The sequence below is a fragment of the Rhodoferax sp. GW822-FHT04A08 genome (assembly GCF_058801025.1).
Genome location: NZ_JBXAMW010000008.1, coordinates 41,062 through 55,477, shown reverse-complemented (window position 1 = coordinate 55,477; position 14,416 = coordinate 41,062). Strand labels below are relative to the sequence as shown.

General features: G+C 58.1%; 13 protein-coding genes and 1 pseudogene. 3 read left to right on the top strand and 11 right to left on the bottom strand.

Features of this window, described 5'->3' with window-relative positions; translation table 11 throughout:
• From AC1RMF_RS16100 to AC1RMF_RS16085, 4 genes are all read right to left on the bottom strand, one after another.
• Positions 1–1,089, bottom strand: a complete 1,089-nt coding sequence (locus AC1RMF_RS16100) for an MSMEG_0568 family radical SAM protein (RefSeq protein ID WP_493142977.1) — start codon at positions 1,087–1,089, stop codon at positions 1–3.
• The gene (locus AC1RMF_RS16095) at positions 1,052–2,104 is read right to left on the bottom strand and encodes a Nit6803 family nitrilase (protein WP_493142674.1); all 1,053 of its coding nucleotides are present in this window, start codon (positions 2,102–2,104) and stop codon (positions 1,052–1,054) included. Before AC1RMF_RS16095 ends, AC1RMF_RS16100 begins: the two co-directional genes overlap by 38 nt.
• A 21-nt stretch (positions 2,105–2,125) precedes the next feature.
• The gene (locus tag AC1RMF_RS16090) at positions 2,126–2,608 is read right to left on the bottom strand and encodes an MSMEG_0572/Sll0783 family nitrogen starvation response protein (protein WP_493142672.1); all 483 of its coding nucleotides are present in this window, start codon (positions 2,606–2,608) and stop codon (positions 2,126–2,128) included.
• Between the two features lie 89 nt (positions 2,609–2,697).
• Positions 2,698–2,925, bottom strand: coding sequence for a hypothetical protein (locus AC1RMF_RS16085; protein WP_493142670.1), 228 nt, complete (start codon positions 2,923–2,925; stop codon positions 2,698–2,700).
• 43 nt (positions 2,926–2,968) lie between these two features.
• Between AC1RMF_RS16085 and AC1RMF_RS16080 the strand changes: the two genes are divergently transcribed.
• From AC1RMF_RS16080 to AC1RMF_RS16070, 3 genes and pseudogenes are all read left to right on the top strand, one after another.
• On the top strand, positions 2,969–4,360 hold the full coding sequence (locus AC1RMF_RS16080) for an aminotransferase-like domain-containing protein (RefSeq protein WP_493142668.1): 1,392 nt from the start codon (positions 2,969–2,971) through the stop codon (positions 4,358–4,360).
• A gap of 372 nt (positions 4,361–4,732) precedes the next feature.
• Complete coding sequence (locus AC1RMF_RS16075) at positions 4,733–5,065, top strand: hypothetical protein (protein ID WP_493142666.1); 333 nt, start codon at positions 4,733–4,735, stop codon at positions 5,063–5,065.
• Between the two features lie 99 nt (positions 5,066–5,164).
• Positions 5,165–6,433, top strand: a pseudogene (locus AC1RMF_RS16070) (IS256 family transposase).
• Between the two features lie 584 nt (positions 6,434–7,017).
• Here AC1RMF_RS16070 and AC1RMF_RS16065 read toward each other — a convergent pair.
• From AC1RMF_RS16065 to AC1RMF_RS16035, 7 genes are all read right to left on the bottom strand, one after another.
• Positions 7,018–7,689: a TetR/AcrR family transcriptional regulator gene (locus AC1RMF_RS16065; RefSeq protein ID WP_493142664.1), complete on the bottom strand. Its 672-nt coding sequence runs from the start codon at positions 7,687–7,689 to the stop codon at positions 7,018–7,020.
• Positions 7,690–8,043: 354 nt separating this feature from the next.
• Entirely contained in the window at positions 8,044–8,316 is a 273-nt protein-coding gene (locus AC1RMF_RS16060; RefSeq protein ID WP_493142975.1) for a 3,4-dihydroxy-2-butanone-4-phosphate synthase, read from the bottom strand.
• A gap of 139 nt (positions 8,317–8,455) precedes the next feature.
• Positions 8,456–9,922, bottom strand: coding sequence for an MFS transporter (locus AC1RMF_RS16055; protein ID WP_493142662.1), 1,467 nt, complete (start codon positions 9,920–9,922; stop codon positions 8,456–8,458).
• A 45-nt stretch (positions 9,923–9,967) separates the two neighbouring features.
• Positions 9,968–10,486, bottom strand: coding sequence for a hypothetical protein (locus AC1RMF_RS16050; RefSeq protein ID WP_493142660.1), 519 nt, complete (start codon positions 10,484–10,486; stop codon positions 9,968–9,970).
• A 20-nt stretch (positions 10,487–10,506) separates the two neighbouring features.
• On the bottom strand, positions 10,507–11,010 hold the full coding sequence (locus tag AC1RMF_RS16045; protein WP_493142658.1) for a flavin reductase family protein: 504 nt from the start codon (positions 11,008–11,010) through the stop codon (positions 10,507–10,509).
• A gap of 109 nt (positions 11,011–11,119) precedes the next feature.
• A complete protein-coding gene (locus AC1RMF_RS16040) occupies positions 11,120–13,087 on the bottom strand; it encodes a primary-amine oxidase (RefSeq protein ID WP_493142656.1) in 1,968 nt (655 codons plus the stop codon).
• Between the two features lie 22 nt (positions 13,088–13,109).
• On the bottom strand, positions 13,110–14,414 hold the full coding sequence (locus tag AC1RMF_RS16035; RefSeq protein ID WP_493142654.1) for an NtaA/DmoA family FMN-dependent monooxygenase: 1,305 nt from the start codon (positions 14,412–14,414) through the stop codon (positions 13,110–13,112).
• Positions 14,415–14,416 lie beyond the last annotated feature (2 nt).

Below are 14,416 nucleotides of genomic sequence, written 5' to 3'. Positions count from 1 at the left end.
TTAGGCTTCAGCCATTTCAAACTTGGAGAGGGATGAGCATGCCCCGCATTTGCCGCAACCGGCTTTGATATCGGATGACCGCATGCCCATGCTGGTGACCAAGGCGCCCAATGGGCGCAACAGGGACTGCATGAATTCAGGTGATGGTGCAGGATGGTCTTCCAATGGGGTGCCACTGATCGGCACAAAGGGCACAACAAAGGGATAGACACCCAACCCAAGCAACTTCTCCGATATCTCCAGAATACTTTCCGGTGTGTCACCAAGTCCTGCCAGGATGAAAGTGCTTACCTGCCCATGGCCAAAGACGCGCACAGCCGCTTCAAAGGCCTGCATGTAGCGGCTGATCGGAACCTGGGCCTTGCCTGGCATGATGCGCTCCCGCAATTCGGGGGTGACTACTTCCAAGTGCATGCCCAGGGTATCAATCCCTGCATCGCGCATGCGCTGAAACCAGCGATCATCGTCTGGTGGCTCGCATTGCGCCTGCAGCGGCAAATCAACCGCTGCGCGTATGGCATATGCACTCTCACACAATACACTGGCGCCTCGATCGGTGGCATTTGGTGTGCCAGTCGTCATCACCATGTGCTTGACTCCATCCAAACGCACTGCCGCCTCTGCCACCTCGGCCAACTGGGCAGGCGTCTTATGGGCAATGGTGCGACCAGCCGCGAGCGACTGTCCTATTGCGCAGAACTGACATGTTTTCTTGCGGCTCTCGTAGCGAATGCAGTTTTGCAGCACCGTGGTGGCCAGCACATCGGATCCGTGCAAGGTGGCAATGTGCGAATAGGGTATGCCTTCGGCAGTCTTCAGACCGTAGAAATTCGGCGACTTGGGAAACGCAATGGTGGCAATGGGAATCGTGCCGCGCATCAAGGCACTACGGCCCTGTGCGTCCGGCGCCTGTGCCACAAACGGGGAACTCCAGGCACTGGACGTATGCACCGGCACCATGATGGTATGGCCGTCCACAATGACTGCTTTGTGGTCGGATGGGCCCGCACCGCCTTTGCGGCTTGCTGCGCCAGTGTGTTGGGCGCTTGGGTCAGCCAGCCGCATTCCCAGCGACTGCAACTCCGTCATGAGCTGCTTGTTCATGGTGGGTGGCATGGGCATTGATGTTGACATGGTCTTGACTCCATTGGGTGGCGGTTGGAATGGACAGCTGACGGTGCATGGTCTGCGCTGCAGTTGCATTGATGTGCAAACTCAGCAACTCTGGGCGTGCGTAATGGCCGACTGAGTCCATCATGCGTTTGCGCTTGGTAATCAAGGCCATGTCCAGATCGGCAACCACCATGCCCTCCCCTTCGGTCAGGGGCGCCGCCAAATGTTTGCCTTCGGGTGAAACGATGGCTGTGTGGCAGCCGCCGCGCAAGGCCTTTTGCAGTCCTGTGTCGGGTGTGATGGACGTGATCTGATCGTCGCTCAACCAGCCTGTTGCATTCACCACGAAGCAGCCGGATTCCAGTGCGTGGTGACGAATGGTGACTTCCATTTGCTCTGCAAAGATGGGCCCCACCAGCGAACCGGGAAATTGCGCGCAATGGATTTCTTCATGCTGCGCCATGAGACTGTAGCGTGCCAGCGGGTTGTAGTGCTCCCAGCAGGCCAGGGCACCTACGCGACCAACCGCAGTAGAAACCACCTGCAAACCGGAGGCGTCGCCCATGCCCCAAATCATGCGTTCGTGGTAGGTGGGGGTAATTTTGCGACGCTTGAGCAGCAGTGTGCCATCGGCATCAAAGACCAATTGGGTGTTGTACAAGCTGCCATGGTCGCGTTCGTTCACGCCCATAACCACAACGATTCCATGGGTACGGGCATGACTGGCAATGGTAGCGGTTTCAACTCCGGGGATCACCACGGCGCGTTCATATAGCTGCAGATGAGACGGTCCCTGCTGCACGGGTGGCTGCACAAAGGAAAAGTACGGGTAGTACGGCATAAAGGTCTCCGGAAAGACCATCATCTGCACACCCTTGCGAGCAGCCGTATCGATGGCTTCGCACACCTTCTCCAGGGTGCCCTGGGGGCGTTCCAAATCAGGTGCGATTTGGACTGCTGCAGCTCGGACGGTTTTGGGCGTGGTTGCCATCGATGTTGCTCCGTGCGGCTCTTACAGGGTCCAGGTGTCCAGAATGAAAGCGTTGGCCTTGCGGTGAATCAACACGATGTCGAGCACGTCCAGCGGATTGATGGGTGTGATGCCAGGAATCAGCGCGCCTTCCCCGTGCCCGTACAACGCTTGCAATGCGAATCGGCAGCAGTAGACCTTGCCACCTTCGGCCAAGAACTTGGTAATCTGATTGTTGAAGTTCTGGTGACCGGGGAAGGCCTCATCGCCCAGCTTAGGAAAACCGCGCTGCACGCCGAGGGTGACACCTGGGCCGTACAGGAGAATCGATGTCTCGAAACCCTTGCGCTGCAGACGCGTTGCTTGCAGCAGGTTTACAAAGCCAATGGAACCTTCGAAGGCTACGGTGTGGAATGTCACCAGGGCCTTCTCTCCTGGATCTGCCTTTACATCTTCGAACAGTTTCTCTTCGTAGTCGACCAGAAAGTCGCCTTTGACATTTGCGGGCTTGGTAACTTTGGGCATGGCATTACTCCATAAAAAGTGAGTGAATAAGAGGAATCGCCCACTCTCTTTTGCACGCTCCGTGCCCGGTCAAACAGGTACAAATGCAATCAATAGCCAATCAAGCAATGCAGATGCGGCTGTGGAACTGAATCAAGTTTTAGAGAGGCTTCAAACACCGCCATTCCCGTTGCAAAAGCAGTGGTCTCCGCACTGATTTGTCGCGCTTTGCATGCGATCAATGCACCCGATAAACTGGGCGCATGCACCTGCTTGATGCGCATCAATTCAACATACGCGGCATGAAATCTGCGTGTTGTTGCTTGTGATGATTGCATTCAAATGCAATCAATGCATGCGATCAACCAACGGAGGCAGCGAGTGATCAAGATACCTACGCATTGGGCCAGGAAGCTTCAGAAAAGCGACAAGCCGGCTTACCTGCTTATGGCTGACCTGATTGCCGATGACATACGCACGGGGCGACTGGCCGCACGGGATCGCTTGCCCACCCTGCGTGAGTTGGCCAACGAACTGCAATTGAACTACACCACCGTCGCACGCGGCTACAGTGAGGCACGCAAGCGTGGCTTGATTGACTCCCATCCTGGCATGGGTACCTATGTGCGTGGCGGCAGCCCCAGTGTTCGGTTGCGTGGAGGCAGTGCGGCAGAGATGACCATGAACTTGCCGCCAGAGCCCATTGATGCCTCACTTCTTGCCCATCTGCACGACAGCGCCGCAGGTGTCATGGCACGTGCCGATATCTTCGATTTGCTGCGTTACCAGGATTTTGGAGGGCGCCCACGCGACAAGGCGCTAGGTGCACATTGGTTGAGGCCCCACGTGCCAAACTGCCAGACTGAGCGCGTCTTGATTGCCCCAGGGATTCACAGCGTGCTATTGGCCTTGATATCCATGCTGGCAAGGCCAGGCGAGCTGATATGTGTGGAATCACTGACCTACCCAGGCCTTAAGGCTATCGCCTCGCAACTGGGGGTTCATTTGCACCCGCTTCCCATGGATGACGATGGCCCGTTGGCCGAATCGTTTGAGCATGCCTGCAAAACATTGCACCCCAAAGCTCTGTATTGCAATCCCACCTTGCTCAACCCGACCACCGCAATCATCAGTCGGTCGCGTCGCGAGGCGCTTGCTGATGTGGCGTTGCGCTTCTCTGTTCCCATCATTGAAGACGATGCGTACGGTATGTTGCCGCTGCAAAAGCCACCGTCACTTGCCACGCTTGCGCCAGACTTGACCTATTACATCAGCGGCTTTTCCAAGTGTTTTGGTGCTGGTTTGCGTAGCGCCTTCGTTGCCTCGCCCAATGAGCGGCTTTCCCAACGTCTGGCCGGAGCCCTCCGGGCGACGACAGTAATGGCGTCCCCATTTACCAATGCGCTTACCACGCACTGGATTGAAGATGGAACTGCTGACCGAATGCTTTCGGCGGTACGTGATGAATGTGCAAATCGGCAGGCCTTGGTCAATCGTCTGCTGGCTGACTACAACATACAAGGCCACCCGCAAGCCTTCCATTTCTGGTTACATCTGCACAGCAAATGGGAGGCGATGGACTTTGCGAATCACTTGCGCTCTCAGGGTGTGGCCGTAGTTGCCAGTGCCGCCTTTTCCACGGATGCAGATCCGCCCAACGCGGTACGAATTTGCCTCGGTGGCCCCACCACACTGGATGAATGCGAACGCGGGATGCAACTGGTTGCAAATGCACTGAAATACCCTACAAATCAGCACATCTCCACACTATAAGGAATGTCGCACCTATCCCGAAATGTGCGCTGTATTCCACACATTGATAAATGGTTCAAAGATGAGGAAAACTGTGCATTTGGGGTTAGTTCACCAATGACCGCAACTAGGAAGGGTAACTGCAATGGCTGCCTTGGCTAGCCGAACAGGCGACTCTACATCCGGAGTCGACCAATTCAGTTGAAAAACTCGATTTGAGGCCAATCCACACGAGCAAAGCCGACTCTTGAGTTTGATGCGGCAGTCACAAATTCCCGTTTTGTACGTGCTTTACCGCGTATAACGTCACAGTGAGCATCGTCTACAGGTCGGCTGCTCACCTGCAGTTGCAGTGCAGGCATAAGCTAGACAGAAATTTAAGAGGCATGGGACATGGATGGGCAAGCAATCTTTCGTGACCGCCCCACGGGTGATGCATGGGGCGCACTGGATGAAAACGCAAAACGCATGTGGGCGCGGATGCTGATTGCCCGTGTACTTAATGATTTTTCGGCCAATGGGGTAGAACCGGATGATTGGGAATCTTCCATGCTGACAAACGCAATAGCAGCACTAAGGATGAGGTCTTACACACTTGCAATCAACGGAGTTGGACGGGCGCTCACCCCCATATCTCAGAGGGGCTCCGAATTGATGCTCGATAGGCTCACGGTCACTCAGTTGCGACTGACATTCCAAGCGGCTGCCTTTAAAAGCGCCATCTAGGAGATGGTGCCCGGGTGCCAGAGATTGTTGCCAAAGTGGGGCTGATGTCTCATGATGCCAGTGGGCCGTTAAAAGGAGGGTGTACAGGATTTTGTGTAAATGGACAATCCACCGCGAGCGCGAGCCCGCATGTACTTAAACACAATGATACCCAAGAAACACGACGTTCCCGAAGAACTCCTGACCAGCCTGCTGGCCGACTACAAGAAACCTGAAGACCTGGTTCGCGAGAACGGCCTGCTCAAGCAGCTCACCAAGCGGCTGGTCGAGAAGGCCCTGCAAGCCGAACTCACCGGACACCTCGGGCACGATCGCCAAGCGGCAGTGGCCAACGCCAGTGGCAACACCCCCAATGGCAAAAGCCGTAAAATCCTCGGGGCGAGTTTGGCGAACTCCCCATTGATGTGCCCGGCGACCGTAAGGGCAGCTTCGAGCCCCAAATTATCCCCAAGCACCAGACCCGCTGGAGCGGCTTTGACGACAAGATACATCTCCCTGTATGCCCGATGCATGACGGTGCGCGAGATCCAAAGCCATCTGCAGGAGATGTATGGTACCGAAGTTTCACCCCGCCTGATCTCATCGGTCACTGATGCTGTGGCCGATGAAGTCAAGGCATGCCAGGCACGCCCGCTGAGGGCCATCTACCCCAGTCTACCTGGACTGCATCCATGTGAAGGTGCGTGACGGGCTATGCGCGTGAAGGCCGTGTACCTAGCCATCGGCGTGGCAATGAATGGCGAGAAGGAAGTCCTGGGCCTATGGCTGGCCCAGAGCAAAGGGGCCAAGTTCTGGCTGCAGGTGGTCACTGAACTGCGCAACTGCGGTGTGCAGGACATCTTCAACGCCTGCGTCGATGGACTCAAGGGCTTCTCCGATGCCATCAAGGCGGTGTTCCCGAAGGCCGTGGTGCAGCTGTGCATCGTGCACATGGTGCACCACAGCCTGAACTACGTGTCTTGGAAGCGCAGGAAGGAAGTGGCAGCCGATCTGGGCTGCATCTACACCGCAGCCGCGGCCGAGGAGGCCGAGTTGATGCTGGGTGAATTCGAGGCCAAATGGGATGGCCAGTACCTGGCCATTGGCCAGTCCTGGCGCAGGAACTGGAGTCGCTTGACGCCGTTCTTCGATTACCCGCCAGAGATCTGGAAGGTCATCTACACGACCAATGCCATAGAATCGGTGAACATGAGTCTGCGCAAGCTGACCAAGAACCGGGGATCATTCCCCAGCGATGAGGCGCTGACCAAGCTGTTCTATCTGGCCTTGCGCAACATCAGTCAGAAATGGACCATGCCCATCCGGGATTGGAAGGCCGCTCTGACTCGATTTACCATTCAGTTCGGAGATCGACTCTCCGTCAATTGAAGTCCGACCCGTTTACACAAAAATTCGGACACCCTCGTTAAAGCTCACGCGTCCACCTCCCTGGCGCGGCCATAGCCATATGGATTTAGCCCAGCCCTTTCGCTGGGCTTCTTTTTCTTGCATTGGCAAGTCCGCCGTACTCGACTACAGTTCGTTTACATATAAGCACTTAGTACGGAAAGCACCTGTTAAAAGGCAATGTGCGATCAATGATGAATCTCGCCACTAAGGTTCGCTATATTTTGGATAGTTGATAGCATTGTGATTGGGTACAGGGGCTGATCAATAGAATCTGGTCAGGTAATAAAAATGGAAATTTGGAAACTCGAGGCGTCCCAAGCCGGAATTCGGTCGACGCGGTGCTCGGTGGAAGTTGAGTTGGGGAGGATTCTGGCATCGGATTTCACCGAGTAGATCTAGTGAGATTTGCGAGCGGTTGAGTCGTCGCAGCGCCACAAGCAGCCTAGGTCCTGATTGAAATTTGCCCCGCTTGGTTTCGGTCATTTTCGGTGACGATCATTTATGCAGTTCCCAAATGTTTACAAGCATTCCCTGCTGTAGCGAGGCGGCGATTTCTTGTTTACTCAAAGTGCCGGTCGCGCTTTCGCAGCAGCGACAGCGGCTTGGTAACCGTAGATCAAGGTTTCCAGCGCGGCGAACTGCTTTCGCAGCCGCTCTATCTGATGATCGGTCTCGCCCAGGGCCACACGCTGGAACACGATGCCGTCGATCGCCGCAACGACTAGCTCGATCAAAGCGGTGTCCAAAGGCGCCTTCGATGCGCGCAGGATCTTGCGCGTGAGCTGCCGGTACGACTGCTGCTGCTCGGCCAGGAAAGTGGCCAGCCAAGCGTTGAAACGTCCGCCCATGAAGACTTCAACGGTAAAGGCTGTCATCTCCGGTTGCTCAAGAATGAACGCTCGCAACGACGCCAGATAACCCCCCACGTTATCAAACTCACTTAACGCTTGTTGCGAAAGCTCCACGCAGTGATTCAGAGCCGTTTCAAGCACGCGCTCGATCGTGCCGAAGTGATGCTGCAAGACACCCGTAGTTACGCCGGCCTCGACGGCCAGAGCACGGTAGGTGAGTTTGGTCAGCCCTTCCCTAGCTACCAGACGGATAGCAGCCATAATCATCGCATCCCGCCCCGTCCCGTAGGCTGGACGAGGGCGAGCCTTCTTCGGGGCCGCGCCTAGTTTCGCGGCCGATTGGGGTGACTTGGAAGGGGTCAGGCGTTCGGCTATTTTGCTCATCAGGGCATTGTAGCCAGCGGGATTTCGCAGCTCAGAAGCTGGCACCCTGAATGCGTTTCGACTCCCGTGTCAACAGAAGCACGCTGCCATCGCGCGTCATTCCTACGGCGTTCATCCGCTTCTGAAGTGCCACGGGACGCTGTCGGAGCGATGCGCCCCGTCCTTGGACACCAGCAGTTCGCCCTCACTCGTGACGGCGATCACGTGTGCTGCCCTGCCCACACCCGTTAGAGCGGCCGCGTCCAGACGGCTAACCACCGGCATGCGGATGCAATGGTCAAGGACGATGCCAGAGATGCGGATCGACACCAGCTAGCAGCGCTCAGAGAATTTCAGAAGCGCGCGGGCCATCCGCTAGTTCTCCGGCTTCGTCCAGCACCTGACAGACGACAGTTGTGGCGTCCGCGATTGCCAGGGTCGCGAGTTCGAAGGCTGCCTCGGCGAGACTTGCATGGGTCTTCGGTGGACCACGCGGAACGAGCGGGAAATATGTCCCGGCTGGATCAGAACACCTAGTCCTGCGGTCTTGTTCGTGGCGGTTGCGATGGTACATGTACGATCGGCGGCGGAGATGCTGGTGCTCACTCCAGTACGCGCCTTGATTGAGACACAGAAACTTCCACCAATACTAGGCGGATAAGGCCTCTCGCGTGCAAGGCCATGAAGTTCACGGCGTCAGGCGTTGCATGTGCCGCGCATTGGGCGGGGACTCCGCCGCACGCGAGCGCGTGCCACAGCGGTGCGGGATGTCTGGAAGTGATCATCATCATGCTCCGTGCGTTGCGGCTGATTGGCCAGCCGTGGCCGGAAGCCATCTCAGGACGACGAGAAACGCCGCCATTGATAAGGCCTGAAGCGACAAGGCCCATTGATAGCCTGATTCTGGATGGCCAAGGTCCGCGCAAATGTAAAAGACCGAACTAAGGACCGCGATGCCCACCGCAGCGGAAATGGATTGGGTCGCGGTGAGGATGCCGGACCCGGCGCCCGCTTGGTTATGGGGGAGCACGCCGACAACAATCGATGTCAGGCAGGCGACAATCGCGCCGCCACCGATGCCACCCAACGCAGTAACCGCCAGTAACGCGTATAAGGGCCGGGCCGCGTCAGAGAGAACCCAGACCGAGAGGCCTGCGGCGAGCAGTTGCAGCAGCGCTCCACCGATCAGCACCGCGCGACCGAAACGGGACAACAGAAACCCGGCAGCTAAGGCCGAACCCGCGAACACGCCAACCGAGAACGGCAGCGTTGCCATGCCGGTTTGACCCGCGCTCAAACCGTGCGCGGTTTGCAGATGGAGTGTGAAGACCAGCTGCATGCCCACGAAGCCGGAGAAGAAGAGCGCCATGCCGGCAACTCCCGCGCCAAAAGTTGGCGTGCATAGCAACTCGGGTTGCAGTAAAGGCGTCTGGTCGCGGCGAATACTCCGCCTCTGTTGCCCGACGAATCCCAGCATCAGGATGCCCGACAGAGCCAGCGTTCCAATCAGAGCCGTGGCGCCCTGCTGTTCCCCATCCCGAACAAGCGCTAGCACGAGGCTGGCGCAGGACGCAGCCAAAAGTGTCGCGCCGAACCAGTCCACGCTTGCTCTGGACGTTCGTTGATCGGTTGGCATACCCCGCCAGACGACGAGCACCGCACCCATCGCTAGCGGTATATTAAGCAGAAAGACTACGCGCCATCCAAGGCCCAGAAAGTTTTGTTCGACAATCCATCCGCCCAATACTGGTCCGATGACCGAAGCCGTGGCCAGCACGGGGCCAAAGATGCCCATGACCCTGGGTAATTCGTCGTCATGGAACAGCCGCCGAAGCATCGCAACCCCCTGGGGCAGCAGCAGCGCGCCGGACAGCCCTTGCGACGCGCGAGCCGCCACGAGCCAGTCCATTGAGGTCGCAAGCGCGCACGCGAGGGAGGTCAGGCCGAACGAGGTCATCGCCAGCAGAAACAGTGTCTTGTTGCCGTGCCGATCCCCAAGTCTTCCGCCGACCACGAGGCCGGCTCCCATCGCTAGGACGTAGGCACCGATGGCCCACTGGATCTGGGCATGACTCGCGTGCAGCGATGACGCTAGCGATGGCCCGGCGACGTTGGCAATGGTGGTGTCAAGAACGTCGAGGACTTCCGCGACGAGAATGGCGGCGAAGACCCGCCAACGCCCGCGATCGCCGAAGGCACGTATGTATGGCGAAGCGGCGGTATCTGCCCGAAGGACGGATGAGGCTTGGTTCATGGATGACTCAGGGTGGGAGACGAGAGCGGATTGGTACGTCCGGGTTCACACGACCATCAGCAGCAATGCCGCGCCGGCGAACGAGGGTTCGAGTGATGCGACCCGGGCCCGCGTGGGGCGTGGAATGTTTCGGCCAGATGCCGCACTTGCGAGGGTGAGCGACAGGCCGCCGCAGAACATCAGGATTGCGATCACAGCGCCGGGCCCGGCGATTTCCAACTGGGCGGCCATTCGGGACCACGGGTCCGTGCTGCCCGAGCAAAGCGCATCAACCATTGCGCCGACGCGCAAATGATTCAACGCCAGCCAGGTCATGGCGAGGGTTGAGGCAAAGCGGTATAGGCGCAAAGCTCGGGCTTGCCATCCAATGCGTGCCTGGTCGAGGCGATACGACCACGCTGACGCCAGCACGATTGCGCTGGCCAGCAGCCATGCAGGCACGATCGGCGTCAAGTAGAGATCGAGCATGCCGGCCAGCATGAGCGCGTCGCAGAGAGTCGCGCCGTGTGTTCGACACCGATTCAGCAAACCGCAGAGCGCCGCGCACAGCGAGGCTGCGAACATAGGCCACATCAGCATACTTCTCATGTCGAGGCTTCCAGCTGTCGGAAACGGGAGCTCTGAAAGACAATCGGTTCGAGGCGCGGTTCCGCGGACAGCCTCTTTACTTCCATCAGCACCATGTCGTGATCGCCGGCGGGATATTCAGCGTGCAGAACGCACTCGAAGGCTGCCACGGCGTCATCAAGGAGCACCGCCCCCTGCGGCGTTCGTCGGTAGTTGACGCCTTGCCAGCGCGCAGCCTTGTCTTTGCTACCCAGTTGCCGGCACACGCTTGTGTGCGTGGCTGACAGCACCGAGACGCCAATTGACCCAGCCTTTTTCAAGATGGCCCAAGTCAAAGAGCCTTTTTGTGCCGCGAAGGAAACGAGTGGCGGCGAGAGCGAGACGCCCACACTGAAGGTTGCGACCAGCATTACCTGGTCCACATTGTCCACGGTGGCCGAAATGGCCGCCAACCCGCTTGGGTAGTGTGAGAACACCATACGCAGTGCGGTTTCGTCGAAGTCTTGCTTGAGCTTGTTCATGGCTAAAATTTGGCAAAAAAGTCGTTAGTGCGCCTCGCGAAGAGACGCACGTCCGGGGGGCAACAGAATGTGATTGAGGCGACTAGCGTCGTGAGACGCCGGTCACGGTTCAACTACCGATGTGCGAGCACTTGGTGGTTGTGACGCAGTGCTTCTGCGGTGTAGGCGGGACATCTAGCGTTGGGTTCCGGTCGAAAAAACCTGACGGCAGTAGCCCGACCCTTGCGTAGTCGCACGGCATAACCGGCCAGTCCTCTGTACGCGGAAAATGGGTTAGACCGAATGTGTGCCAGACGACCACGTCCTCGTCCTCGATCGACTCGTTGCGCGCCGCATACTTCGGCAGGCCCGCGCCGCCAGGGCTCATGTTGACGAAGTAGCCGGCCGGCCAGTTTTCCTCGCGCCGATACTTGGTCACCCAAAGGCTCTTGGTCGCGAATTTCGCGCGCTCGGTGATCGCCGAGTCAGCGTGTGCGAGCAACAGCGGTACGCTCTCGGTATGGATTGCATAGGACGGCGCCTTGCCAACTCGGTTGGTAGTCGATGAGCTCACAATCTTCCATTTGCGGCCTACTTCGGGAGCCGTCTGTCGCTGGGCTTCGCCTTCAGTCTTCAGTCGCGTCACTTTGGGCACGAAGACACCACCCCACATCGGGTTGGTTCGGTCGTCGGGGACGTGCATCGCCTCGAATTCGTCCACGCTGTTTTTCACTCCATCCACCATCGGATCCAGCCGTAGGCAGAACAAGTGTTGGTGGATGGTGCCGCCGACGCCCGGCGCGACCAGACAGGGATGCGGATTATCGGAAGGCGATCCAGCCGTCACGACCAGACCATTCGCCTTGACCTCAAATTCGATCTTGCCGTCGAGATAGAAGTACCAATAGAGACCGTAATCGTAATTACCTGCTGTCAGGAAGCATGACACCACAAGGCGACGCTGACGGCGGACATCTGAGCGACTGTTGTCGAACGGATCGGTGTGTTTCCACAGAACGCCAAAGTCCTCCTCGTGGATACAGATGCCATTGGGGATGCGCGTGGGCTGCCCCATGTCGTCGGCTACCACGATATCTTTGTAGACGATTTCGCCCAGACAGTCGCAGCCCAGCTTGAGCGAATTGGCAAAACGCCCGAACTGGTATTCGCCGCAGTCGAAGTAATTGATCCACGACCTTGTCGGTGACGGGTCACTGTAATTCACGACCATCTCGGCGAGAGACGCCCGATACAGGATGGGACGGGTGCGCCCCTGGTCGTCGAACGTTACTTGGTGAATTGTCAGGCCTTCGCGGCAGCTGTAGCCAATGCGGAAGGTCCAGTTCTGCCAGTGCATCACGTCACCGTCGAGTTCGAAGCTGAACCCTTCTGGCTGCGTGACCTCGATCGGCTTAAGGCCGGAGCGTGCAGGCGGGAGTGACCCCGGAGTGTGGATGTCGGCGTTTTCTTCTGGGATCGAGCAAGGGCCGGTGTCGATGACCTTCAGGACCTTGCGGTTCGTCAGGTCGACATGGGCCACGATGCCCTCGATCGGATGACCCCAGAAGCTGGCCAGCGTGCCGAACTCTTCGGCTTTATCGGCCAGGTACGGCATGATGCGCGCGACTCGGATCCCGTGTTCTGCGGGGTCACCGAAGTTGCCGCCGGCCAACGGCACGCAACGCACGCGGCCGAAGTCCGTCACACCATGCGCGATCAGCGCGGCCTGGAAGGCCGAGTCCTCCAGCACCAAGCCAAAGGATTCCATGGCTTCCTCGAATAGGAACGGTGCGGTCCCTTCCTTGGCTTGGTCAACCACACGGCGCTCGACGAGCGCTGCGGTTGTCAGGTCAATGCACGCGTACTCTAGATGCTTGGTCTGCACGTCAATAATTAGTGAGGACACTTCGCGCCGCAGCGGGTCACCTTCCTTGAACGATAGGACATCGTTCTTATGTGGCTCGCGCAGCATGACGTAACCGTAGCGGCTGTTTTCGTTGGCGAGGCCGAGCTCCTTGGTGAGCGCAGTGAATCGCGTGATCTCGCCTGCAGACAGGCGGTCGAGGGGGTGCCGCGGCGCGGCAATTGCTTGGGACATATTGGTTTCCTGTGACAGAAATTCAGATCAGCTTCATTGACTCGCGCAGCGTGTTGCCGCGGTACTCGGTGCGAACAACGCCAGCTTTCTGCAGTAGCGGAATGAGCCGTAGGGTGATGTTGTCGAGGAAGCTGCGCGTCAGGCGAGCCCAGTGGGCGAACATGAAGCCGTCCCCACCAACAGCATCCATCATTTCAATCATCCGTTCAGAAAGCTCTTCAGGCGAACCGTACCAGCCAGCCGAGCCACCGGTCTGCATTTCGATAATGGCTTCCTTAAGGGTCATACCACCCTCACACATCGCCCGCAGCTCCATGAACATGCCGGTGTGTCCGGAAGGTTCCACTTCCGACGGCAGCGGCTTATTTGGGTTGAAACGCGACAGATCCATGTTGAACGTGGCCGAGAAGAATGCGAAGGCGTACTCCACTTGCGCGTCGGTCAGCTTGAGCGGCGAGCCGGGGGGATCGCTGTCCGGACGGAATTGGATCGGCGCGGCGAACATCACTTTGATGTCATCTGGCGAGCGTCCGAATTTACGTGCGCGTTCGCGGATGTCGTCACGGAATGCCTTCATCGCTTCGATCCCTTCGGCAGGCGAGAAGACCACCTCCGCATGCTTGGCCGCGAAGTCGCGCCCGCGCTCGGACGAGCCCGCCTGCACAATCACCGGGTGGCCCTGCGGAGACCGCATGACATTCAGTGGCCCGCGCACCTGGAAGTGCTTACCCTTGTGATTGACCTCGCGGACCTTAGTCGGATCCACGTGGGTGTTGCGCTCTATATCTCGGACCAGGGCGCCGGACTCCCAGGAATTCCACAGTTTTTTGGTGACTTCCAGGAATTCGTCGGCGATCTCGTAGCGCTCCGTATGGGACGGCAAATCGTCCATGTTGAAATTTTGCGCTGCCGTGGACTCCGCCGAGGTGACGACGTTCCAGCCAATGCGACCGCCAGAGATGTGGTCTGAAGTGGCAAGTGACCGGGCGAGGATGTACGGCGGGTAGAACGTCGTTGACGCCGTGGCCACCAAGCCGATATGTTTCGTCGACGCCGCCAGCAAGGGTAGCAAAGCGATCGGATCATGCTTAGGCGTATAGGTTGAGAACCGCAGGTCGTTGTCCATGTTCCCGCCAGCCTGAAACGCTACCGTCGAGGTGTCCTCAAAGAACAGGAAGTCGAACTTCGCGGCCTCGAGCCTTTGCGCGACCTCGATGAAGAAACGACCATCCCACCAGTCGCCGCCGTTGAGACGATCCTCCGAGGCCTGCCACGCTGGCGAGCCGAACGAAGTCAGAAACGATGTGTTGAATTTCGTGTGTGCCATGG